The following is a 20,223-nucleotide window of genomic DNA, read 5'->3' on the forward strand; positions in this document are numbered from 1 at the left end:
CGAAAGGCGAGCTTCACCTCGCCCCGCGTGCGGGAAGAGGTCGGAATTCAAGCACGGCTTGAATTCCGGGTGAGGGGGAGTCTCCACGAACTCATCTTTCACGGTGTTTGCTGCGAAAGCCCCTCACCCCAACCCTCCAAGAGCGAGCTCCGCTCGTCTCGACCCCGTAAGAACGGGGAGAGGGAGAAGATGCACCTACTCAAACTCCGAACCTGTCCCCGTGTCTCAGGTTTCACGATACCAGTCTTGCAGATTGTCGGTCTGGTTGGCCCAGCCGGAGAGCGCGGGCCGCACCGTGTTGGAGCAGGCTTCCACTGCGAGGCGGTGCATCACCGGGATCACCACCGTGTCCTGCCACATCAGATCGTTGCACTTGATGTAGAGCTCGGCCCGCTTGATCGGATCGGTCTCGATATCGGCCGCCTCGATCGCGGCGTCGAAATCCTTGTTGACCCAGCGCGGGAAGTTCTGCCCTTGCCACTTGTTCTCCTTGGTCGCGACATTGCGCGACAGATAGCGGCGCATGTGCAAGCCCGGGTCGGGTTGCGTCATCGGGATCTGGAACATCTCGATGTCGGCGTAGAACTTGGAATAGGTGTCGGGGTTGGCGACGTCGGAGGAGAAGAACACCGAGGCCACCACCGACTTCAGCTCGACGTCGATGCCGGCCTTCTGGCAGGCCTGCTTGACGATCGCCTGGGTCTTCTGCCGCGGGCCGTTGATCGAGGTCTGGTACAGCAGCTTCAGCTTCTTGCCGTCCTTCTCGCGGATGCCGTCGGAGCCGACCTTCCAGCCGGCCTGTTCGAGCAGCGCGCTCGCCTTCTCGACCGAGAACTCCCATTTGGTGTTCTTGGAAACGAACTCCTCGGGGCCGTTGAGATAATTGGCGGTGGCGCGGCCGGCGCGGCCGTAGATCACCTTCTTGACGGAGTCGCGGTCGACCAGCAGAGCCAGCGCCTTGCGCACCGCCGGATCCGACAGGATCGGATGCTTGGTCTTGATCGACGAGCGTTCGCCGTCGACCTCGGTGTTCGGGTCGGTGAAGTTGATGGCGATGAATTCGATGTCGCCGCCGACGGCATAGAGCGTCTTGCCCTTGCCGCCCTTTTCCAGCCGCAGCAGCACCTCGTCCTCGACCTGGATGTTCCAGGCGAAATCATATTCGCCGGTCTGGATCACCGCGCGCGCCGCCGACACCGCATCGCCGCCGCCCTTCATCTCGATCGTGTCGAAATAGGGCCGGTTCGGCATGTGGTAATCGGGATTAATTTCGCCGCGCACCAGATCGCCCGGCTTGAACTCGACGAACTTGTAGGGGCTGGTGCCGACCGGCTTCAGATTGTTCGGCGCCTCGCGTGACTTGCTGCCCTTGTACTCGGCGAACAAATGCTTTGGGATGATGCAACCGTAGGCGCCGACGAACGCATTGGCCCAGAACGGCGTCGGATCCTTGAACTTGATGCGGACCGTGAGGTCGTCGACTTTCTCCACGGTCATGCCGGAATAGGTGCCGCTCGAGACGGCCGCGGTCGCAGGGTCGGTGGCATATTCCCAGTTGAACACGACGTCGTCGGCGGTGAAGGGTTTGCCGTCATGCCATTTGACGCCGGGCTTGAGTTTCCAGACCACCGACTTGGCGTCTTTGGAAAGCCCGCCGTTCTGGATCGAGGGGATTTCGGCGGCGAGGATCGGGTTGAGATGGCCGTCGACGTCCCAGCTTGCCAGCGGTTCGTAGAACAGTCGCGAGCCGTCCTGGTCCTTGGTGCCGGTGGCGAAGTGCGGATTGAGCAGGGTGGGGCCCTGCCACCACAACAGCTTCAGCGGACCGCCGCCGCCGCGCTTGGTCGGCTTGTAGGGATTCGGGCTCTGCGCCATCGCGACGCCGCCGATCGCAAGGATCTGGTTGGCCATCGGCGCGGTGAGGCCGACGGCAATCATTCGCTTGACGAAGGCGCGGCGATCCATCCGCCCGTCCTTCACGTCGTCGATCATGCCACGCAGATTCCTGTCGAACATTGTCCCCTCGGTCCGGCTCAATTGGTTATTGCGGCGGGCCGTGGAACCGGCCGCCGTGTTGGCGGCAGGATGGCACACCGAATGACCGCGAAGGTCAACGCCTCCCGCCCATCAGCGCATAGGTCTTTTGGCTATCGCTTGTGCAGAACCTCCCCTTGCCGCACACCGGTTCAGCAGATCGGCGCCAAAGCACGCCCTTGCGCGCCTCGCAGTGCGGAAAATTTGTTCGTTATCCTTTGTTCCGAGATGCTTTTTTGCCACGCAGGCCGGAGTTCGCGTCTGAAGCGATCCGTCCACAAACTCGTCATGCCCGGCCTTGTGCCGGGCATCCACGTCTCCGTTTCCGCGTGAGAAAGTCGTGGTTGGCCGGGACAAGCCCGGCCATGACGATGGGGATATGCGATTGCTTGATCCCGGAGAGCCCGCACACGCGGCTCTCAGGCGATCGACATGTCCAACGGCGGTGCAACATTCGCCGGCAGCGGACTGACATAGGGCGTTCTTGTGGTCCGCTTCTTGAGGTCGGCCTTGGCGGCGGCGATCAGCTCCGGCTCCATCAGCGCCTTGACGCCGAGGCCGGCCATCGCCTTGGCGGCCTGCACCATCGCCTTGTGCGCGGCCGGCGTCTTGCCCTGCGCCACAACCTGCCAGGTGTGGAACGGCGTGCCGATTGCAACCGTCGGTGCATGGACCTGCACGGTCGGCACCACCCAGCTGACGTCGCCGACGTCGGTCGAGCCGATCAGCGGATTGCGCGTGGCGTCGATCGGCACCAGGAAATCGGCGAGCGGCCGGTCGGTCGGCTCCATGCCGATCGCATAATAGACCGAAGCGATGTCCTTGTCGGTCAGGGTCGCGCGGATCTTGCCGGCGAAATCCTTGTCGGCATCGTCGAAGTGCGGCGGGCCGAGTTCTTCCATGATCCGGTGCAGCGTCTGTTCCAGCGGCGTGTTGGGCAGGATGTTGGAGACCGCGGAGATGATCTTCATCTCCACCTTGGTCTCGGTCATCAGCGCCGCGCCCTGCGCGATCTTGTGCACGCGCTCGACCAGCTCGTTCATGCCGGGCAGGTCGCGGGCGCGGATCGAATAGCGCACCCGGGCATGGGCCTGCACCACGTTGGGCGCGATGCCGCCGGTGTCGAGCAGTGCGTAGTGCACCCGGGCGTCGCTCGGCATGTGCTCGCGCATGTAGTTGACGCCGACATTCATCAATTCCACCGCATCGAGCGCGCTGCGGCCGAGATGCGGCGAGGCTGCCGCATGCGAGGTGCGCCCGGTGAAGGTGAAATCGGCGCGGGTATTGGCGAGCGACGGCGTCACCGCCACCTCCCAAAAACTGTGCGGATGCCAGGTGATGGCGATGTCGGCGTCCTCGAACGCGCCACAGCGCACCATGAAGGCCTTTGCCGCGCCGCCTTCCTCGGCAGGACATCCGTAATAGCGCACGCGCCCCGGCACCTTGTTGGCGGCCAGCCAGTCCTTCACCGCGGTCGCGGCGAGCAGCGCGGAGGAGCCGAGCAGATTATGTCCGCAGCCATGGCCGTGGCCGCCGCTTTCGACCGGGCGATGCTCGGCGATTCCGGCCTCCTGGCTGAGGCCGGGCAGGGCGTCATATTCGCCGAGGAAGGCGATCACCGGGCCGCCTTCGCCCCATTCGCCCATCACCGCGGTCGGGATCTCGGCGACGTTCTCGGTGATGCGAAAACCCTGATGGCGCAGTTCGGCCAGATGTTCGGCGGATGAGCGCGCCTCGGTGTAGCAGACCTCGGGCATCGCCCAGACCCGGTCGCTCAATTCGATGAAACGCGGCTTGATCGCGTCGACGCCGCGCCAAACATCACTACGGTTGTCCATTTGCTCCGATCCCTTAACGCTAGAGCATGATCCGGAAAAGTGTGAAGCGGTTTTCCGAAAAGATCATGCTCAGACAATGAGCCGAAGCGCGATGATCTCATCGCGCTTTGGGCAATCTGAAGCGCGAAACGCTAGCAGCTTGTCGCGACGCCGCCTAGCGCGCGCCGGCAGACCTGCTTTTCCGAATGTCACGTCCTGGTGTGCAGAAATGTTTCTGCGTCAGGCGGCGCTGAGCCGCTCCAGGCCTTTCCAGTCGAAGGCGATGCCGTGCCCCGGGCGATCCGGCGCAATCGCCATGCCGTTCTCCAGAACCAGCGGGTGCTCGATATAGCGGTCGAGGCCGAAGCCGTGCGCCTCGAGATACGACCGGTTCGGGCACGCAGCCAGCAGATGCACGGTGATGTCGTGCGCGCCATGGCTGGTCACCGGAATGTTGAAGGCCTCGGCGAGCCGGGCGATCTTCATGAAGCTGGTCACGCCGCCGCAATTGGTGACGTCGGGCTCGGCATAGGACAGCGCGCCGCCGGCGATGTAGGGCTTGAATTCCCACAGGCTGCGGAGGTTCTCGCCGGCCGCGATCGGCACGCCGCCGGCCTGCACGATGCGAGCGTGTCCCGCGACGTCGTCCGGAATCGTCGGCTCCTCGAGCCAGGTCAGGTCGAACGGTTGCAGGGCGCGCGCGGCGCGGATCGCTTCCTCGACGGTCCATTTCATGTTGGCGTCGGCCATCAGCGGAAACTCGTCGCCGAGATGGCCGCGCATCGCCTTCACGCGCGCCACGTCGGACGCAAGGCTCGGCCGACCGACCTTCATCTTGATGGCGCGAAAGCCCTTGGCCAGATTGTCGTCGGTCTGCTTCAGCAAACCATCCAGTGGCAGATCGAGGTCGATGCCGCCGGCATAGCAGGGCACGCGACGGTCGAAGCCGCCGAGCAGCCGCCACAGCGGCAGCGATGCCCGCCGCGCCTTGAGGTCCCACAACGCGATGTCGAGCGCGGACAGCGCCAGCACCGCCGGCCCGCCGCGGCCGCCATAATGCAGCGCCCACCACACTTTGTGCCAAAGCTGCTCGGTGTCGTCGGCCTCCATCTCGCGCGCGATCTCGGTGATTTCGCGGCCCAGGATATCGGCGATGGCGCCGCCATTGCGGCCGACCGTGTAGGTGTAGCCGGTGCCTTCCGCGCCGTCGGCATCGCGGGCGCGGATCGTGACGAGCTCGAACGCCTTGATCTCGCCATGCGTGCTGTCGCTCAGCACCACCGGGAGCGGGATCTTGTAGAATCCGATGCTGAAGTCCTTGAGGATGGCCACGCCGGAACTCCTTGTCATGGACGTATGCAATGCGCGGCACACGATCTCAAAAGCCCCGGCTGCCTGCAACCTTGCGCCTGCGAATGTCTGCCTTGAGCGATCAGTCTGCCTTCCTCTATGATGTGGCTCGCGAGGACGTGGTCCGACCATGGATGATGCAATTCCGTCTCTGTTACCGAGAAATTCGGGCCACCAGTTCGTGATCTATGCCGATGCCTGCTCGGGCGTTCCGGGCGCGCTGCATGAGCGCACCTTCGCGTCGGTGAACGACGTGGTGCGCCGGCTGCATCCTGCGCCTGAATTCATTCTGTTCCCCGGCGACGAGATCATCGGCCTCACCGCCGATGCCGACGCGCTGCGCGCGCAATGGCGGCATTGGTTCGAGGTCGAGATGTCCTGGCTCGACCGGCGCGCGGTGCCGCTGTGGCACACGACCGGCAACCACACCACCTATGACGAGATGAGCGAGGCGGTGTTCCGCGAGGTGCTGCAGCTGCCGCGCAACGGCCCGCCCGGTCAGGAGGGGCTGTCCTACTGGGTTCGCCGCGACGATCTCGTGATGGTGTTCGTGCACACGCTGTGGAGCGGCCTCGGCGGCGAGGGGCATGTCGAGACCGACTGGCTGCAAGCGGTCCTCGCACAGCACAAGGACGCCAGGCACAAGCTGGTGCTGGGCCATCATCCCGTGTACCCCATCAACGGCTACAGCGGCAGCTATCAGCGCGAGATCGGCCACGAATACCGCGAGCGCTTCTGGGATATCCTCGTCCGCGCCGATGTCACCGCCTATCTGTGCAGCCACATTCTCGCATTCGACGTCCAGGTTCATCGCGGTGTGCTGCAGGTCTGCACGGCGGGCGCCGGCACCGCGCACCGGATGCCCGAAGGCGTCGAGTATCTGCATTGCGTGCAGGCCGCGCTCGATCAGGATGGGTTCCGCTATCAGGTGCTCGATACCGAAGGTGTGGCGCGCGAGCAACTGGCATGGCCGCTGCCATCGCTGGACCAGGCCGCGTGGTCGCCGCTGCCGCGCGGGACCAGCCCTGCACCGCTGTCGGGGACATTGGCGCCCGCGACGGTCATCGCGCTGAAACTGGCGGGCCGCACCGCCGCGGGAACCGCCGCGCCACAAACGCTGCTCTGCACGCCCGCGCCCGGCGTGATCGCACCGCTCTGGCTTGGCTTGCGCGGGCCGAATCAGACGCTCACCTTGATCCTTGGCCGCGAGCGTGGACGCAGTCCCTATTACTGGATCGGTCCCGATCTCGGTGCCAACAGCGATTTCGACCTCGACATCGCCTTCTATCCGGACATGGGACCGGGCGGCGTGCTGTGGCGACGCAGCGGTGACACGCGCTGGACGTCGTGCGCGGCGATATCGGCAACGGGGCTGGAGCGGTTCGCATGGCCGGCGGTCTGGAACGTCGGGTGCGGCGAGGGTGGGCCGGATGACAGGCGCTATGCCGGACCACGGCTCGAGATCGCTAATTCCGTCATCGCATTGTAGCCAGTCGCGCCCGGGCCGACGCGCTGGACGTCGGCGCTGCGGCTGAGCGGGCTTCGACGCCCGCATTGCGGTCGCATTGGCTCCAATGAATGGCCATGGAAAAATCAGACGTCAGCCAAACTTCGCGCGTAGGTTTTATCGCTTGCTGACCTCAAAAAGGAATCGACCATGCGCAATCTCACAGCATTCGTCACTGTTGCCGCGCTCGCTCTCGGAACGCCCGCCTTGGTGCAAGCGCAAGGCGCGCAACCCAAGGCGCCGCCGCAGTCATCTGATCAATCCAATGTCATCCGGAGCATACAGGTCGTTGACATCAAGGACCTCAAGCCCGAGATGCGATCGAAGATCGAGGATGCGATGGCAAAGACCAAGGAGGACGACATCCAGTCGCTTCGGAAGTCGATTGACGCGACACCGCAGGCGGTCTCCGCGCTCAAGGCCAAGGGCCTGACTTCGTCGCAGGTCGTCGCTATCAACATTGCCGATGGCGTGCTGACGATGTTCGCCAAAACAGCCTGACCAGGGTCAGCGAATGTCGGCAGCGGTGGTTGGACCTCCCCGCGGCCACCGATGCCAACAACTCCCTCAGCCGGCGCTGCGGGAGTTTTCGTTTCTAATAGGTGCGCGGCACGTCCAACGGACGTTCACCGAGGTGAGTGATTAGTCAGGCTCGTTGGTACGTTCCGCGCGTTTCAATTCGCGATCGATCAGCGTGCAGACTCGCCGCCGCGCCAGCAGGTCGAGCCGCGCGCGCGTGGTACCTTGCCTGGTCTTGCCGTTGATGTCGAACGACCAAGCCCAAAGGTCGGGTTCGATGTTGGTGAGTGTGTATTGAATGTCCCGATGACGACCGATCAGCTTCTTCATGCCGCTTCTTCTTGTTGGCTGAAGATTGCATAGCCAGATCGTGAAGGCGTCTGTATCCGGTCGAATACTGAGTCGGGTGTCCGCAGGGCGGAATTTTCCAAATCGCTGATTTGGGTTGCTGTGCAGTGGCTGCGTGAAGCAGACGAGTGCGCACGAAAGATTCGCAGTCGTCCTGGCGAAGGCCAGGACCCATTACCCCAAGTGCGCACTGTTGCGCGATGCTGGGGTTCACCGTCAAATGCTGTGGTTATGTCTTGGCTTTCGCCGGGACGACAATGACGAGTCCCGCCTGCAACATCCGCCGCCGCGTATGAGCCCCTGCTTTCGTAGGGGATGACGGGTGGAGAGATCTCAGCTCAGCGTCACTACAACAGTCATCCCACCCATCACAAATTGATCACCCCGCGCCGCGCGGCATGGGCGACGGCGTCGGTGCGGCCGGTGGCATCGAGCTTGTCGAGCAGCGAACCGACATGAAACTTGGCGGTGTGGACGGAAATCCCGAGCCGCTGTGCGATCATCTTGTTGGACGCGCCTTCCGCCAGCAGCGCCAGCACGTCGAGCTCGCGCGGCGTCAGCTCGAAGTTGCCGGCGCCCGCGGCCTCGCGGTTGCGTGCGACGACCGCCGCCGTGGCCTGTTCGCCCGGCGCGGCGAGCCGCAGGCCGGCGACGCTGCCGAGCAGGGTCGCCAGCCGGTCGGCGAGGACGGCGTCGTCGACCTCGAGCGCGATGACGATGTCGTTGGCCGGCTCACCGCTCACGTCTCGGGCCTCTCGCCGACTGTCACCTTGAAGTTCAGCGGCTCGCCGCCGCGATGCACGGTGAGCTCGACCACCGTGCCGACGCTCTGCGGTCCGAGGCCGCGCGACAGCGCGCGCACGCCGGACAGCTTCTCGCCATTCACGGCAATGATCACGTCGCCTTGCCGGATGCCGGCGGCGGCCGAGGGGCCGGCCTTGTCGACGTTCATCACCATCGCGCCGAGGCCGTCGTCGAGACGGACCGGCTGCAATCCGACGCCAAGATATCCGCGTGCGATGCGGCCGCTCTGCTCGAGCTGGCCTGCGACCCGCTCGATGGTCGTAGCCGGGATCGTCAGCACGCGGCGCGGGCCGAGCACGGCCATGCCGAACGGCTCGCCCGCGGCGTTCAGCGCGAGGCCACCCTGCTGGCTGTGCCGCAGCCGGACGTCGAGCTCGATCCGTGCATCGATTTCGCCGCCGCGCAGGCTGCGCCAGGCCGGGCCGGACAATGCGACCATGCCGAGCCGCGCGGTCGGCGCGCCGCGGTCGGCGGCGACGATCACCGCGAGCGATCCCAGCGCGGGGTTCTCGGTCGAGAGCTTGACGGGGGCGACATCGCCTTCGACGCGCAGCAGCGCGATGTCGGTGGTGTGGTCGCGTCCGACGACGGTCGCCGGCCTGCGGCTGCCGTCGGCGAACTGGATTTCGATCTCGCCCTCGTCGGCCAGCGCTTCGTCGGCGGTGACGATCAAGCCCGCCTTCCAGACAAAGCCGGAGGCGCGCGCGCGATGCGAATGCACGGAGACGATGGCGGGCGCAGCGCGCGCAATGGTCTCCGCGAGGGCTGATGACAGCGATGACAGGATATTCGGTTCGGTCATGGGAAACTCCGTTGGCTTCCCTCAATCTGGGATGTTGCGGCTGACGGCGATACTGGCCGGATGGGCAGGGCGTGGCCGGGCCGCCCGGAACTGCCGCTCAGCTCAGCCGCTGCAGGGTCGCCTTCGGGCTCTCGCCGAACTTGGCGCGGTAGGCGCTCGCCATCCGGCTCAGATGGGTAAAGCCGAGGTCGAATGCAATATCGACGATGCGCTCGCTCGGCCGCGCCGTCTTGAGGCGGGCGTTGAGATGGGCGAGGCGGATGTCGAGCAACATCTCGGACACGGTCGTGCCGAAATGACGGCGGAAGCCGAGTTGCAGCGCGCGGATGCCGGTGCCCGCGATCTCCGCGAGCTCGGCGAGGTCCAGCGGCTCGGTCGCCCGGCTCTCCAGATAGGCGCGTACGCGTTTCAAGGCGGCCGGCTGAGCCTCGGTGCGGCCGTTGAAGACATCGATTGCCGAACTCAGGCTGTGCCGCTGCCCGTTGAGCAGGACGTTGAGAAACGACTCGCGCCAATCGGCCGCCGCGACCGCCGACAAAGGCTTGCGCGGCCCGAGCTGCTCGGCGGCCGTGACAAGCTGCTCGATCCTGGCCGAGAGCGTCTGCCCGAGCGGCCCGCTCAACGCGACGGCCGGATCGAACTCGACCGGCCTCACCGCCACGCCGCCAAGCGCCGCGGCGCGATGCTCGACCAGCTTGCGGTCGAGCAGCAAGATCAGCTGGGCGCAGTCGCCGCGCCAGGTCATCTCGGTCGGAATGGTCGGCGACAGCAGCGAGGCCGTGTGCCGTGGTCCGGTGGTGAGCTCGCGCGCGGCGGTCCGCACCGCGGCCGAGCCGGACAGCGGCATCTGCAGCAGGAAGAAGCGGTCGAGGCAGCCGGGATTGATCGCGACCGATCCGCCATAGGCGACGTAGTTGACGGAGAAGCCGTCGAAGTCGGCGCAATTGTGATGCGCGGAGAAATCGCTCGCGGAATGATCGACCGGCGTCAGATCGTGCGGACAGAAGATGCGGCCGATCGCTTCCGCCGCGTCATCGACGCGCGCCGTCGCGACGCGTGCGAAATCCTTGAGCCTTGTGCTTGCCGGATTTGCGCTTGCCGAAACCTCGTTGCCAACAGCAGTCACGCCGGCCGTCCGGAGTTGTTTGAGGCCTAAAACATCAGGCAGCCTAGAGCATCCCGCGGCAAAGGGGAACGCCGTTTCGTCGTGCAATCTGCCCGATCGGCGGTCAGGACGATGCGACGGCATTGGGCAGCAGCCGGCCGGCGCAATGCTCCCGCATTGCAGCATGAAGGTGCCGGGTGCGGATTCGTTTATCGGCTAGACAGCCTCACCGGCCGGCGACAGGCTCCGTGTCGGCACTGCGCATCAAAACTGGAGAGGCTGACATGGGCACGCTCGAAAAAGGCATTACCCGAACCGGCACCGGCTACGGCGGCAAGACCTGGAATATCCTGGGCCAGGTATACTATCCGAAGGCGGTCACCGACTCGACCTTCGCGTTCGAAACCAACAGCGATCCCGGCCAGTTCGTGCCGGTGCACATCCACCCGACCCAGGACGAGTTTATCCTGGTGCAGGAAGGCGTGCTCGACCTCAAGCTCGACGGCGTCTGGGTGCAGGCCAAGGCCGGCGACCTCGTGCGCATGCCGCGCGGCATCCCGCACGGCTATTTCAACAAGTCGGACAAGCCGGCGCGGGCGCTGTTCTGGGTGTCGCCGATGCAGAAGCTCGAGGCGCTGTTCGAGAAGCTGCACAATCTGCAGGACCCCGCCGAGGTGGTGCGTATCTCCGCCGAGCACGACGTGGACTTCCTGCCGCCGGAAGCCAACGACTAGCCCGGCGGTCAAACAGACAATACGCACACGAGGCGGCAATCGCCGGAGCTGGACTCCGGCGATGACGGGGACGCGTGCGCTTAACGAAATTGGACCTGTTCATTCAATTCGGAGCGGTTTCATGGTCAAGCAGAAGCATGTGTGCGTCATCGGCGCCGGCATTTCCGGCCTTGCCGCCGGCAAGGCCTTTGCCGGTCGCGGCCACAAGGTGACCATCATCGAGCGCAGCGGCGATCTCGGCGGGGTTTGGGAGCCCGCGCGCTCCTATCCCGACGTGCAGACCCAGAGCCCGAAGGAGCTCTATCGCTACACGGACAAGGCGATGCCGGAGTCCTATCCGGAATGGCCGAAGGGTCCGCAGGTCCATGCCTATTTGCGCGACTATGCCCGCAGCCACGGGCTCGACGGCGCGATGCGGTTCGACACCAAGGTCGAGACCATGACGCGCCGCACTGACGGCAGGCCGGGCTGGACGCTGGCGCTGCGCTCGACCGACGGCGCCACCGGCCACGAGGATTTCGACTTCGTCGCGGTCTGCACCGGGCAATTCAACGAGCCGCAGGCCTTGCCGCTGGCGGGCGAGGACGGCTTCAAGGCGCAGGGCGGGCAGATCCTGCATTCATCGCAATACGGCGATCCAACGCTTGCCAAGGGCCGCAAGGTGGTGGTGCTCGGCGGGTCCAAATCGGCGACCGACATCGCGGTGAATGCGGTCAATTCCGGCGCCGGCGAAGTCACCATCGTGTTTCGCGAGCCGGTCTGGCGGATTCCCTATTTCGTCGGCGGCCTCGTCAACTTCAAGCGCATCCTCTACATCCGCGCGCAGGAGCAGATGTTTGCCAGCTGGGGCATCGGGCCGATGGCACGCCTCGCGCATGTGGTGGCAAAGCCGTTCGTGTGGGCGAACTGGCGCGGGCTCGAGAGCATGTTGAAGATGCAGCTCAAGCTGAAGCAGTGCGGCATGGTGCCGAAGGAGCGGATCGAGGACGGCGTCAACTGCTCGGTGCCGATCGCAACCCCCGGCTTCTATCCGATGGTCGCCGACGGCCGGATCAAGGCAGTGCGCGGCACCTTTGACCATTACGACAGCAAGACCATCGTGATGAGCGGCGGCCAGCGCGTCGCGGCCGACGTCGCGGTGCTCGCGATCGGCTACAAGCTGGGCGTGCCGTTCCTGCCCGAGGAGTATCAGAACAAGCTGGTCGAGCCCGACGGGCAGTACCGGCTGTACCGGCTGATCGCCAATCCCGATCTGCCCGACATGGGCTTTGTCGGCTTCAATTCGAGCTTCTGCACCGTGCTGTGCGCCGATCTCGCCGCGAACTGGCTGGTGCGCTACGCCGACGGCCAGCTGGCGCGGCAGCCGAGCGCGGCCGAGATGCACGACAACATCGCGATGATGCTGAACTTCAAGCGCGTCGAGCGTCCGGCAGCGGGCGTCTATGGCGGGCTGTGCGTCGCGCCCTATCACTTCAAGCATTTCGACGAGCTGCTGGCGGACATCGGCACCAAGGCGTCGCGCCGCAACCCGCTTGTTGAAAAGTTCACCCCGCCGGATGCGGACGCCTATGCCCGCTTCCTCGCGACTGCGCCAGCATACAGAGCGGTGGCGTAGAGCATCACGGGATTGGGGCGAGCAGCAAGGGCGCTGCGCTCCCTCTCCCCGTTCTTACGGGGAGAGGGTTGGGGTGAGGGGCCGTCCCCGCATCTGCGGTGATAGCTGCGTTTGTGGAGACTCCCCCTCACCCGGAACGCATCTAATGATGCGTTCCGACCTCTCCCCGCACGCGGGGCGAGGTGAAACGGAGGCCGCTAATCGCGGCCGGCGTCAAGGAAGGCCTGCGCCAGCCGCTCGGGGTTGGAGAAGCACAGCTCGTGGCTGCCCGGCACCTGGACCAGGCGGAACAGCCCGAGCTTCTCCGACAATCGCGGATGCCAGGGCAGGCTGTGCGGCATCGCGGTGTCCTCCGTGCAGTTCACGTAGGACTTTGCGATGGGCATCTCAGCAGGATTGCTGCGCAGCGCGATCTTGTCCTGGAAGGTCTTCAACGGGTGCGGGTTGAGCTTGTCATAGGCGCGCTGCGCCGTCTCGAGATCGGCGTCGTTGATGAAGGCCTCGCGCCAGATCGGGAACGGCAGCACCACCGAGCCGTCGCCCCGCTCGGCATGAATGGCGTCGAACAGGCCGCGATAGTGCGGCGGCACCATGTCGTTGAGGCATTCGCCATTGTTCGGGACAAAGGCGTTCCAGTAGACGAGGCGGCGGATGCGGTCCGCGGCAGCGTCGGCAACGCCGGTGATGACCATGCCGCCATAGCTGTGGCCGACCAGCACGATGTCCTTGAGGTCATGCTCGGCGAGATAATCCACGATCGACTGGATCGCCTCGGCGAGGCCGGAGTCCTTCCGGTCGCCGGGCCGGTTGCCCCTGATGGTCGGGGTGTGGACGGCATGGCCGGCCTTGCGGATGGCGGCCGCAACCGGCTCAAACTCGGCGCCGGTATGCCAGGCGCCATGGACGAGAACATAGGTCGACATGTTGTACCTCCCTGTCTGGATTGCCGCGTCCAGACGGCCCGGGATACGCGCAGGTTTCATCCGCTTCCTGATGGATATTGACCTGGATATTGACCTGGACCCGCGGAACGCGCTTGGCTGTGAGCGAACCGGACTGGGCTCGGAGTGAACTGATGCAGCAAATCGCCGCCGCGGATCGCTCGCGCAGGCTGAGCTGGAATACCGCGGACACCAGGCCCGGCGAGCAGTTCGCGTATTACCGCGAGGCGATCTGCCAGGCCTTCATGAACCTGACGCCGGAGCCGCCGGCGACGCCGGGCTTCCTCGCCCGCGTCGAGACCGTTAGGCTCGGTGATGGCGCGGTCAACCGGGTCAGCTTCCCGGAGCATGTCGTGCGGCGCTCCGCTGCCGACATCGCCGCGTCCAGCCGGCGCTGCTACTACCTCAATCTGAAGCTCGCCGGCCGCTGCCGGATCCAGCAGGCGGGACGCGAGATCAGCCTGTCGCCGGGGCAGGTCGGAATCTTCGACAGCGGCCAGCGCTTCGCGCTGCTGCACGACCGCGGCCCGGCGCTGCAGGTCGCCTCGTTCTGGGTGCCGGCCGAGGCGCTGGATGAACGGCTGCCGTCGGCGCCCGAGGTCGCGCCGGCGCGAGTCTCGGATGATCCCTTCGTCGGCCATCTCATCACCGAGACGGCGCAGGTCCTGAACACATCCGCCCTCCGTGCTTCGGATGCGGACAACGCGCGGCTGTTCGGCGTGCTGCTCGATCTGGTCGCGCTCAGCCTGTCGCGCAGCGGCCGCGCCGGCGTCGCCGAGAGCGCCGGCCTTGCCGATGCGACGTGGCTTGCGTTGCGCCGTGCCGTGGACCGCAGGCTGCGCGAGCCCGGGCTCGGCGTTGCCGCCATTGCGGCTGCGATCGGCATCAGCGAGCGCTATGTCCACAAACTGTTCGAGCGCGCCGGCACCACATTCGCCAGCCATGTGATGGACCGCCGTCTCGACGGCGCCGCGCGCGATCTGAGGGATCCCGCGGTCGCCGGGCGCGCGATCGGCGACATCGCGTTCGACTGGGGCTTCTCCGACCTGTCGCATTTCACGCGGCGCTTCAGGCACCGCTTCGGCTGCACGCCGCGCGACTGGCGCCGCGGCTGACCAACGCTTCGGAAATCGCCATGACGCAGCCGTTCACCTACCAGGTCAGCCCGATGCGGGTCGTGTTCGGGGTCGGCACGGTCGCGCAGCTGGCGGACGAGCTCGACCGGCTTGGCGTTAATCGCGCGCTGGTGCTGGCGAGCCGGCGGCAGCAGGCCGAGCTCGGCGATCTCGCTGACCTGACCGGCGGCCGTGTGGCCGGATCGTTCGACGGCGCGGTGGTGCACACGCCGGTCGCGGTGACCGAACGTGCGATGGAGATCGTCCGCGAGCTCATGCCGGACGGCGTGGTTGCGATCGGCGCCGGTGCCGCGACCGGCCTCAGCAAGGCGATTGCGCTGCGCACTGACCTGCCGCAACTGATCGTGCCGACCAGTTATGCCGGCTCCGAGATGACGCCGGTGCTCGGCGAGACCGTCGACGGCGTCAAGACCACGCAATCATCGCCCAAGATCCTACCCGAGACCGTGATCTACGACGTCAACCTGACGATCTCGATGCCGGCAAAATTCTCCGCGATCTCCGGCCTCAACGCGATCGCGCACGCGGCCGAGGCGCTGTACGCGCGGGACGGCAATCCGATCACCTCGCTGATGGCGGAAGAGGCGATTGCGAAGCTTGCCTCGTCGCTCCCCGACGTGATCGCGCGGCCGCGCGATCTCGAGGCGCGCGCGGACGCGCTCTATGGTGCGTGGCTGTGCGCGGTCTGTCTCGGCACCGTGGGCATGGCGCTGCATCACAAGCTCTGCCACACCGTCGGCGCGTTGTTCGACCTGCCGCATGCCGAGACCCATGCGGTGCTGCTGCCGCATACCATCGCCTACAACACGCCCGCCGCGCGCGATCCAGTCAGCCGCGCGGCGAGGGCGCTTGGGGCGGCCAGCGCCGCCGACGGCCTGTTCGATCTGTCGGTAAGGCTCGGCGCGCCGCGCTCGCTCGCCGAGATCGGCATGCCCGAGGACGGCATCGCAAGGGCCGCCGCGCTCGCCACCAAAAATCCTTACTGGAATCCGCGACCGATCGAGGAGAGCGGCATCCGCGATCTGCTGAAGCGCGCGTGGTCCGGCGCGCGGCCGCAGGCCGGATAGATCACACCCCGATCGCGTTGCGCGCGATCACGTCACGGTAGAACGCCGCGCTCAATTTCGGCACCCGGGCCTGGGTCTCGAAATCCACCCGGTAGAGGCCGAAGCGCTTCTCATAGCCGAAGATCCATTCGAAATTGTCCATCAGGCTCCACAGGAAATAGCCGTGGACCGGGACGCCGTCGGCGGTCGCGCGCTGCAATTGGGCGAGGTAGTTGCGCAGGAACATGATGCGGTCGAGATCGTAGATCTGGCCGTCCGGATGCACCTTGTCCTCGCCGGACGTGCCGTTCTCGCTGATATAGATGCTCTTGATGTTCCACAGCTTGGCGGCGATCCGCGGCGCCCAATAGATCGTCTCTGGTGCGATCCGCAGCCATTCCGAGCTCATGTGCGGGAAGGAGGCCGGCATCGGCAGCGGCTTCCAGCCGGGGGCATGGTCGGTGGCAAGGATGTAGCATTGCGGCGCGTAGATGTTCAGCCCGACGAAATCATTGGGCTGCGAGATGATCTTCAGCTCGTCCGCGGTGAATTTGGGCGCATCCGCGCCGGCATATTGCAGGAAGCCTTCGGTGTACTTGCCTTCGAGGACGACGCCGAGAAAACCTGCGTTGAGCTCGCGGGTCGCGGTTTCGGTGGCGCGGATGTTTTCCGGCGTGTTGAAGGCGGGCACGCAGGCGGTGATGTTCTCGGCCGGCCCGACCCGCGTGCCGGCACGGCCCTTGGCGCGGATCGCCTGCACCGCAAGGCCATGCGCCAGCGCCACATGATGGCGCGCCTGGTTTACCTCGCCCGCCGGCAGCTTCAGCCCGGGGGCGTCGACGCCGAGCGCATAGCCGAAGGGGAGGAAACGTCCGACCTCGTTGAGGGTGAAGACGTTCTTCACGCGGTCGGTCAGTCGCTGCGCCACGTAGCCGGCATAGTCGCCGAATGCCTTCGAGGTGTCGCGCGAGCGCCAGCCGCCGACGCGGTCCTGCAGCGCCTGGGGCAGGTCCCAGTGATAGAGCGTGGCGTAGGGCTCAATGCCGTTCGCCAGCAGCTCGTCGACCAGGCGGTTGTAGAAGTCGAGGCCCTTCGGGTTCGGCGTGCCGGTGCCATCGGGAAACACCCGCGGCCAGGCGATCGAGAAGCGATAGGCCTTGGCGCCGAGATCCTTGATGAGGCGGACGTCCTCCTTGTAGCGGTGATAGTGGTCGTTGGCGCGGTCGCCGGTCGAGCCGTCCTCGATCTTGCCCGATGTATGGGTGAAAGTGTCCCAGATCGATGGGCCGCGGCCGTCCTCATTGACCGCGCCCTCGACCTGGTACGACGAGGTTGCGGTGCCCCAGATGAAGCCCGCGGGAAAGCTCGTGCCGTCCGGCCGTGACGCACGGTTTGCAGCCTCGGCAGGGCCGGTCAAACCGAACGCCGAGAGGCCTGCAAGGCCCGCAAACTGCCGGCGCGAGAACTTTCCGAACATTGCTGTCTCCCGTCGCCGAACGCTGCGGTTGGAATGCGGGCCGTAGGTTAACCTTCCATCCCGCCGTTGAGCAACAAGGGTCAGCAGGCCCAAGCGCCGTGGCGAGCGGCGCACCAATCAATGCGAACCATTGTGATGTCAATGTCGCGGAGTTGTCAGTTTTGTGGCGACATTTTCTCTACTAGATTGCCTGCTACGTCCTTCCGCAATGACATCCGAATATCCCCGAGATCCCGGTGAGCTGCGCGCGATGAACAAGCCTGCAACCCATGTCCGAAGGGCGCTGCTGCGTCGTCTTGCCACTGCGATCGGCTTGGCTTTGGCGATGGCCGCAAGCGCGCAGGCCGAGCAGACATTCTCGTTCGACCACACGCCCGGAAAGCTGCCGAAGACGGTCGTCCCGTTGCATTACGCGATCGAGCTGACGCCTGATATCACGGGCCTCGCTCTGCCAGGCGTCGAGACCGTCGACATCGAGGTGCGCGAGGCGACCGCGCAGCTGACGCTGAACGCGATCAACACGACTTTCACCGAGGTTACGATCGATGACGGCGCGCAGCGCGTGGAGGTCGCGACCGACGCCGCCGCGCAGACCGCAACGCTGACCTTCGCCAGGCCGCTTGCGGCCGGCCGCCACAAGCTGCGCATCGCCTTCACGGCGCAGATCAACAAATTCGGTACTGGCCTGTTCTCGGTCGACTACCCGACCAGGACCGGGATCAAGCGGATGATCTCCAGCAAGCTGGAGCCGGCCGATGCCAGGCGGATCTTCCCGTGCTGGGACGAGCCGTCGTTCAAGGCGAGCTTCGCGCTGACCGTCGTCATTCCGCGCAATCTGCTCGCGGTCGGCAACATGCCCGTGACCAGCGAAGAGCCGGTCGCCGGCGATCTCAAAAAGGTTACGTTCGCGCCGACGCCGAAGATGTCGAGCTATCTGTTCGTGCTCACGGTCGGCGAGCTCGAGCGCATCACAGCGGATGCCGGCGGCGTCACGGTCGGCGTGGTGACGACGGAGGGCAAGGGCGGGCAGGGCCGGTTTGCGCTCGACAGCGCGGTGAAGCTGCTCGCCTATTACAACGACTATTTCGGCGTCAAATATCCCCTGCCGAAGCTCGACCTGATCGCCGTTCCCGGCGGGTTCGGCGGCGCGATGGAGAATTGGGGCGGCATCACCTTCTTCGAGAGCCGGCTGCTGTTTGATCCCGCGACGTCTGCGGAGACCGCGCGGCGCGGCATCTTCGCCATCATCGCGCACGAGATGGCGCATATGTGGTTCGGCGATCTCGTCACCATGGCGTGGTGGGACAATCTCTGGCTCAACGAGGGTTTTGCCAGCTGGATGGCAACCAAGGCTTCGGAGCAGTTCTATCCGCAATGGCAGGGCTGGCTGAACGGCTACGGCGCGAAGCAGTTCGCCATGGCGCTCGATGCGCGGCGCACCTCGCATCCGGTGCAGCAGCCGATTGCCGATCACAGCGAAGCGGTGACGGCGTTCGACGCCATCACCTACAACAAGGGGCAGGCGTTGATCCGCATGCTCGAGACCTATCTCGGCGAACCGGCGTTCCGCGACGGCATCCGCAAATACATGGCCGCGCATGCCTACAGCAACGCGACGACCGCCGATCTCTGGCAGGCGCTCGAGAGTAGCGGCGGCAAGACCATCACCGGTATCGCCGCCTCCTTCACCGAGCAGGACGGCGTGCCGCTGGTCGTGGCCGAGACGGACTGTGCTGGCATGGCGCAACGTCTGACCTTGCGGCAGGACCGCTTCGTGATCGCGCCGGCCAACAATCCGCCGCTGCCGGCCCGCAACTGGCAGATCCCGGTTGCGGTCGGGCCGGCGCATGGCAAGCCGTTTGACGAGATATTGCTGAAGGGGAGCACCAATATCCCGGCCGGCGCCTGCGGCGATGCGATCAAGGTCAACCTCGGCGACGTCGGCTACTTCAGGGTCGAGTACGGCCCGAAGAACCGTGCGGCGTTGCTGAACGCATTCCCGCAAATGCAGGTCACGGACCGTCTCAATGTCGTCACAGACAGCTGGGCGCTGGTGCAGGCGGGCCGCGCGGAGGCGCCGTCCTATCTCGCGCTGCTCGATGCCCTCGATGCCGGTGACCAACGCGCGGTGTGGGACCAGGTGATCTCGACATTCGCAACGCTGAACCGGCTGTCGCGCGGCCGCACCGAGCGGCCGGTGATCCAGGCCTATGCCCGCGCCAAGCTGCGCCCGGTGTTCGATCGGATCGGATGGGACGGCGCCGGTTCAGGCGACGATGACACTGCGTTGTTGCGTGCAAGCCTGATCTCGACGCTCGGCGACCTCGGGGATGCGGCTATTGTGGCGGAAGCGAAGCGGCGCTTTGCGGCATTCGTCGATGATCCCAATTCGCTTCCGACCGCATTGCGCGATGCCGTCACGCATGTTGTCGGTGTGACCGCCGATCGGGCGACCTACGGCCAGCTGCTGGCGCTGGCGCGCAACAGCACGGCGACCAATGAACGGCTGCGTTATTATCTCGCCGCGGCAAGCGCCCGCGATGCCGAATTGGCGCGGGCGACGCTGGCGTTGACGCTGACCAACGAATTGCCCGACACGATCGTGACGGGGATGATCAACGCGGTTGCGTCCGCCGGCGAGCAGCCGCAGCTCGCCTGGGACTTCGTCCTGACTAATTTCGATACGTTGCTGGCAAGGCAGGGGCCGAACTTCCGCGACCAGTTCGTGCCGAACTTCATGACCAATTTTACCGATGAGGACCACGCGGCGGAACTGGCCGCGTTTGCTCCGTCGCAATCGACCACCGGCGGACGGGTGATGGTGGCGCGATCGGTGCAGGCGATCGCGATCTCGGCCGATCTTGCCGCGCGCGTGCTGCCCGCCGCCGATGCCTGGATCAGGGCGCACAAGCCGTGAGCTCGCGAAGCAGTTTCCGGCGGCGCGCGATGCGGCTATGCTCCGTGCGCGGCATGCAATCAACGATGCGA

At 65.6% G+C, this 20,223-nt stretch carries 16 protein-coding genes; 7 read left to right on the forward strand and 9 right to left on the reverse strand.

The window, feature by feature from the left end:
• Window positions 1–225 precede the first annotated feature (225 nt).
• From QA635_RS11275 to QA635_RS11285, 3 genes are all read right to left on the reverse strand, one after another.
• The gene (locus QA635_RS11275; protein WP_283068943.1) at window positions 226–2,016 is read right to left on the reverse strand and encodes a peptide ABC transporter substrate-binding protein; all 1,791 of its coding nucleotides are present in this window, start codon (window positions 2,014–2,016) and stop codon (window positions 226–228) included.
• 437 nt (window positions 2,017–2,453) lie between these two features.
• Window positions 2,454–3,872 carry a M20 family metallopeptidase gene (locus QA635_RS11280; protein ID WP_283068944.1) on the reverse strand — a complete coding sequence of 473 codons (1,419 nt, stop codon included), beginning with the start codon at window positions 3,870–3,872 and terminating at the stop codon, window positions 2,454–2,456.
• 219 nt (window positions 3,873–4,091) lie between these two features.
• Window positions 4,092–5,183: a mandelate racemase/muconate lactonizing enzyme family protein gene (locus QA635_RS11285; protein ID WP_283068945.1), complete on the reverse strand. Its 1,092-nt coding sequence runs from the start codon at window positions 5,181–5,183 to the stop codon at window positions 4,092–4,094.
• Between the two features lie 148 nt (window positions 5,184–5,331).
• On the opposite strand from QA635_RS11285, the gene QA635_RS11290 reads away from it, so the two are divergent.
• Together QA635_RS11290 and QA635_RS11295 are read left to right on the forward strand one after the other, a co-directional pair.
• Complete coding sequence (locus QA635_RS11290; RefSeq protein ID WP_283068946.1) at window positions 5,332–6,690, forward strand: metallophosphoesterase family protein; 1,359 nt, start codon at window positions 5,332–5,334, stop codon at window positions 6,688–6,690.
• 168 nt (window positions 6,691–6,858) lie between these two features.
• Window positions 6,859–7,209 (forward strand): hypothetical protein, encoded by a 351-nt coding sequence (locus tag QA635_RS11295; protein WP_283068948.1) that lies wholly within the window; start codon window positions 6,859–6,861, stop codon window positions 7,207–7,209.
• 141 nt (window positions 7,210–7,350) lie between these two features.
• Here the strand turns inward: QA635_RS11295 and QA635_RS11300 are convergent, their stop codons facing one another.
• The 4 genes from QA635_RS11300 to QA635_RS11315 form a co-directional block, all read right to left on the reverse strand.
• Complete coding sequence (locus tag QA635_RS11300; protein WP_283068949.1) at window positions 7,351–7,557, reverse strand: hypothetical protein; 207 nt, start codon at window positions 7,555–7,557, stop codon at window positions 7,351–7,353.
• A gap of 386 nt (window positions 7,558–7,943) precedes the next feature.
• Window positions 7,944–8,318 carry a response regulator transcription factor gene (locus tag QA635_RS11305; RefSeq protein WP_283068951.1) on the reverse strand — a complete coding sequence of 125 codons (375 nt, stop codon included), beginning with the start codon at window positions 8,316–8,318 and terminating at the stop codon, window positions 7,944–7,946.
• Complete coding sequence (locus tag QA635_RS11310) at window positions 8,315–9,181, reverse strand: S1C family serine protease (RefSeq protein WP_283068953.1); 867 nt, start codon at window positions 9,179–9,181, stop codon at window positions 8,315–8,317. Before QA635_RS11310 ends, QA635_RS11305 begins: the two co-directional genes overlap by 4 nt.
• 97 nt (window positions 9,182–9,278) lie before the next feature.
• Window positions 9,279–10,307, reverse strand: coding sequence for an AraC family transcriptional regulator (locus tag QA635_RS11315; protein ID WP_283068955.1), 1,029 nt, complete (start codon window positions 10,305–10,307; stop codon window positions 9,279–9,281).
• 263 nt (window positions 10,308–10,570) lie between these two features.
• Between QA635_RS11315 and QA635_RS11320 the strand changes: the two genes are divergently transcribed.
• Together QA635_RS11320 and QA635_RS11325 are read left to right on the forward strand one after the other, a co-directional pair.
• Complete coding sequence (locus QA635_RS11320; RefSeq protein WP_283068956.1) at window positions 10,571–11,020, forward strand: cupin domain-containing protein; 450 nt, start codon at window positions 10,571–10,573, stop codon at window positions 11,018–11,020.
• A gap of 121 nt (window positions 11,021–11,141) precedes the next feature.
• A complete protein-coding gene (locus QA635_RS11325; protein ID WP_283068957.1) occupies window positions 11,142–12,635 on the forward strand; it encodes a flavin-containing monooxygenase in 1,494 nt (497 codons plus the stop codon).
• A gap of 197 nt (window positions 12,636–12,832) precedes the next feature.
• Here QA635_RS11325 and QA635_RS11330 read toward each other — a convergent pair whose 3' ends face one another.
• Window positions 12,833–13,558 carry an alpha/beta hydrolase gene (locus QA635_RS11330; RefSeq protein WP_283068958.1) on the reverse strand — a complete coding sequence of 242 codons (726 nt, stop codon included), beginning with the start codon at window positions 13,556–13,558 and terminating at the stop codon, window positions 12,833–12,835.
• Window positions 13,559–13,710: 152 nt separating this feature from the next.
• Between QA635_RS11330 and QA635_RS11335 the strand changes: the two genes are divergently transcribed.
• Both QA635_RS11335 and QA635_RS11340 read left to right on the forward strand, forming a co-directional pair.
• The gene (locus QA635_RS11335; protein WP_283068963.1) at window positions 13,711–14,691 is read left to right on the forward strand and encodes a helix-turn-helix domain-containing protein; all 981 of its coding nucleotides are present in this window, start codon (window positions 13,711–13,713) and stop codon (window positions 14,689–14,691) included.
• Window positions 14,692–14,711: 20 nt separating this feature from the next.
• On the forward strand, window positions 14,712–15,779 hold the full coding sequence (locus QA635_RS11340; RefSeq protein ID WP_283068964.1) for a maleylacetate reductase: 1,068 nt from the start codon (window positions 14,712–14,714) through the stop codon (window positions 15,777–15,779).
• Window position 15,780: 1 nt separating this feature from the next.
• On the opposite strand, the gene QA635_RS11345 is transcribed toward QA635_RS11340, so the two are convergent.
• Complete coding sequence (locus QA635_RS11345) at window positions 15,781–17,235, reverse strand: GH1 family beta-glucosidase (protein ID WP_283068965.1); 1,455 nt, start codon at window positions 17,233–17,235, stop codon at window positions 15,781–15,783.
• A 250-nt stretch (window positions 17,236–17,485) separates the two neighbouring features.
• Between QA635_RS11345 and QA635_RS11350 the strand changes: the two genes are divergently transcribed.
• The gene (locus QA635_RS11350) at window positions 17,486–20,152 is read left to right on the forward strand and encodes a M1 family metallopeptidase (protein WP_283068967.1); all 2,667 of its coding nucleotides are present in this window, start codon (window positions 17,486–17,488) and stop codon (window positions 20,150–20,152) included.
• The last annotated feature ends 71 nt before the right edge of the window (window positions 20,153–20,223 follow it).

The organism is Bradyrhizobium brasilense (assembly GCF_029714345.1).
GTDB lineage: Bacteria > Pseudomonadota > Alphaproteobacteria > Rhizobiales > Xanthobacteraceae > Bradyrhizobium > Bradyrhizobium australafricanum.

Bases quoted from the DNA above. Each gene is read 5' to 3' on its own strand.
- QA635_RS11275 (WP_283068943.1), bottom strand. From the start codon at position 2,016: ATGTTCGACAGGAATCTGCGTGGCATGATCGACGACGTGAAGGACGGG.
- QA635_RS11280 (WP_283068944.1), bottom strand. From the start codon at position 3,872: ATGGACAACCGTAGTGATGTTTGGCGCGGCGTCGACGCGATCAAGCCG.
- QA635_RS11290 (WP_283068946.1), top strand. From the start codon at position 5,332: ATGGATGATGCAATTCCGTCTCTGTTACCGAGAAATTCGGGCCACCAG.
- QA635_RS11295 (WP_283068948.1), top strand. From the start codon at position 6,859: ATGCGCAATCTCACAGCATTCGTCACTGTTGCCGCGCTCGCTCTCGGA.
- QA635_RS11300 (WP_283068949.1), bottom strand. From the start codon at position 7,557: ATGAAGAAGCTGATCGGTCGTCATCGGGACATTCAATACACACTCACC.
- QA635_RS11310 (WP_283068953.1), bottom strand. From the start codon at position 9,181: ATGACCGAACCGAATATCCTGTCATCGCTGTCATCAGCCCTCGCGGAG.
- QA635_RS11320 (WP_283068956.1), top strand. From the start codon at position 10,571: ATGGGCACGCTCGAAAAAGGCATTACCCGAACCGGCACCGGCTACGGC.
- QA635_RS11325 (WP_283068957.1), top strand. From the start codon at position 11,142: ATGGTCAAGCAGAAGCATGTGTGCGTCATCGGCGCCGGCATTTCCGGC.
- QA635_RS11330 (WP_283068958.1), bottom strand. From the start codon at position 13,558: ATGTCGACCTATGTTCTCGTCCATGGCGCCTGGCATACCGGCGCCGAG.
- QA635_RS11335 (WP_283068963.1), top strand. From the start codon at position 13,711: ATGCAGCAAATCGCCGCCGCGGATCGCTCGCGCAGGCTGAGCTGGAAT.
- QA635_RS11340 (WP_283068964.1), top strand. From the start codon at position 14,712: ATGACGCAGCCGTTCACCTACCAGGTCAGCCCGATGCGGGTCGTGTTC.
- QA635_RS11345 (WP_283068965.1), bottom strand. From the start codon at position 17,235: ATGTTCGGAAAGTTCTCGCGCCGGCAGTTTGCGGGCCTTGCAGGCCTC.
- QA635_RS11350 (WP_283068967.1), top strand. From the start codon at position 17,486: ATGAACAAGCCTGCAACCCATGTCCGAAGGGCGCTGCTGCGTCGTCTT.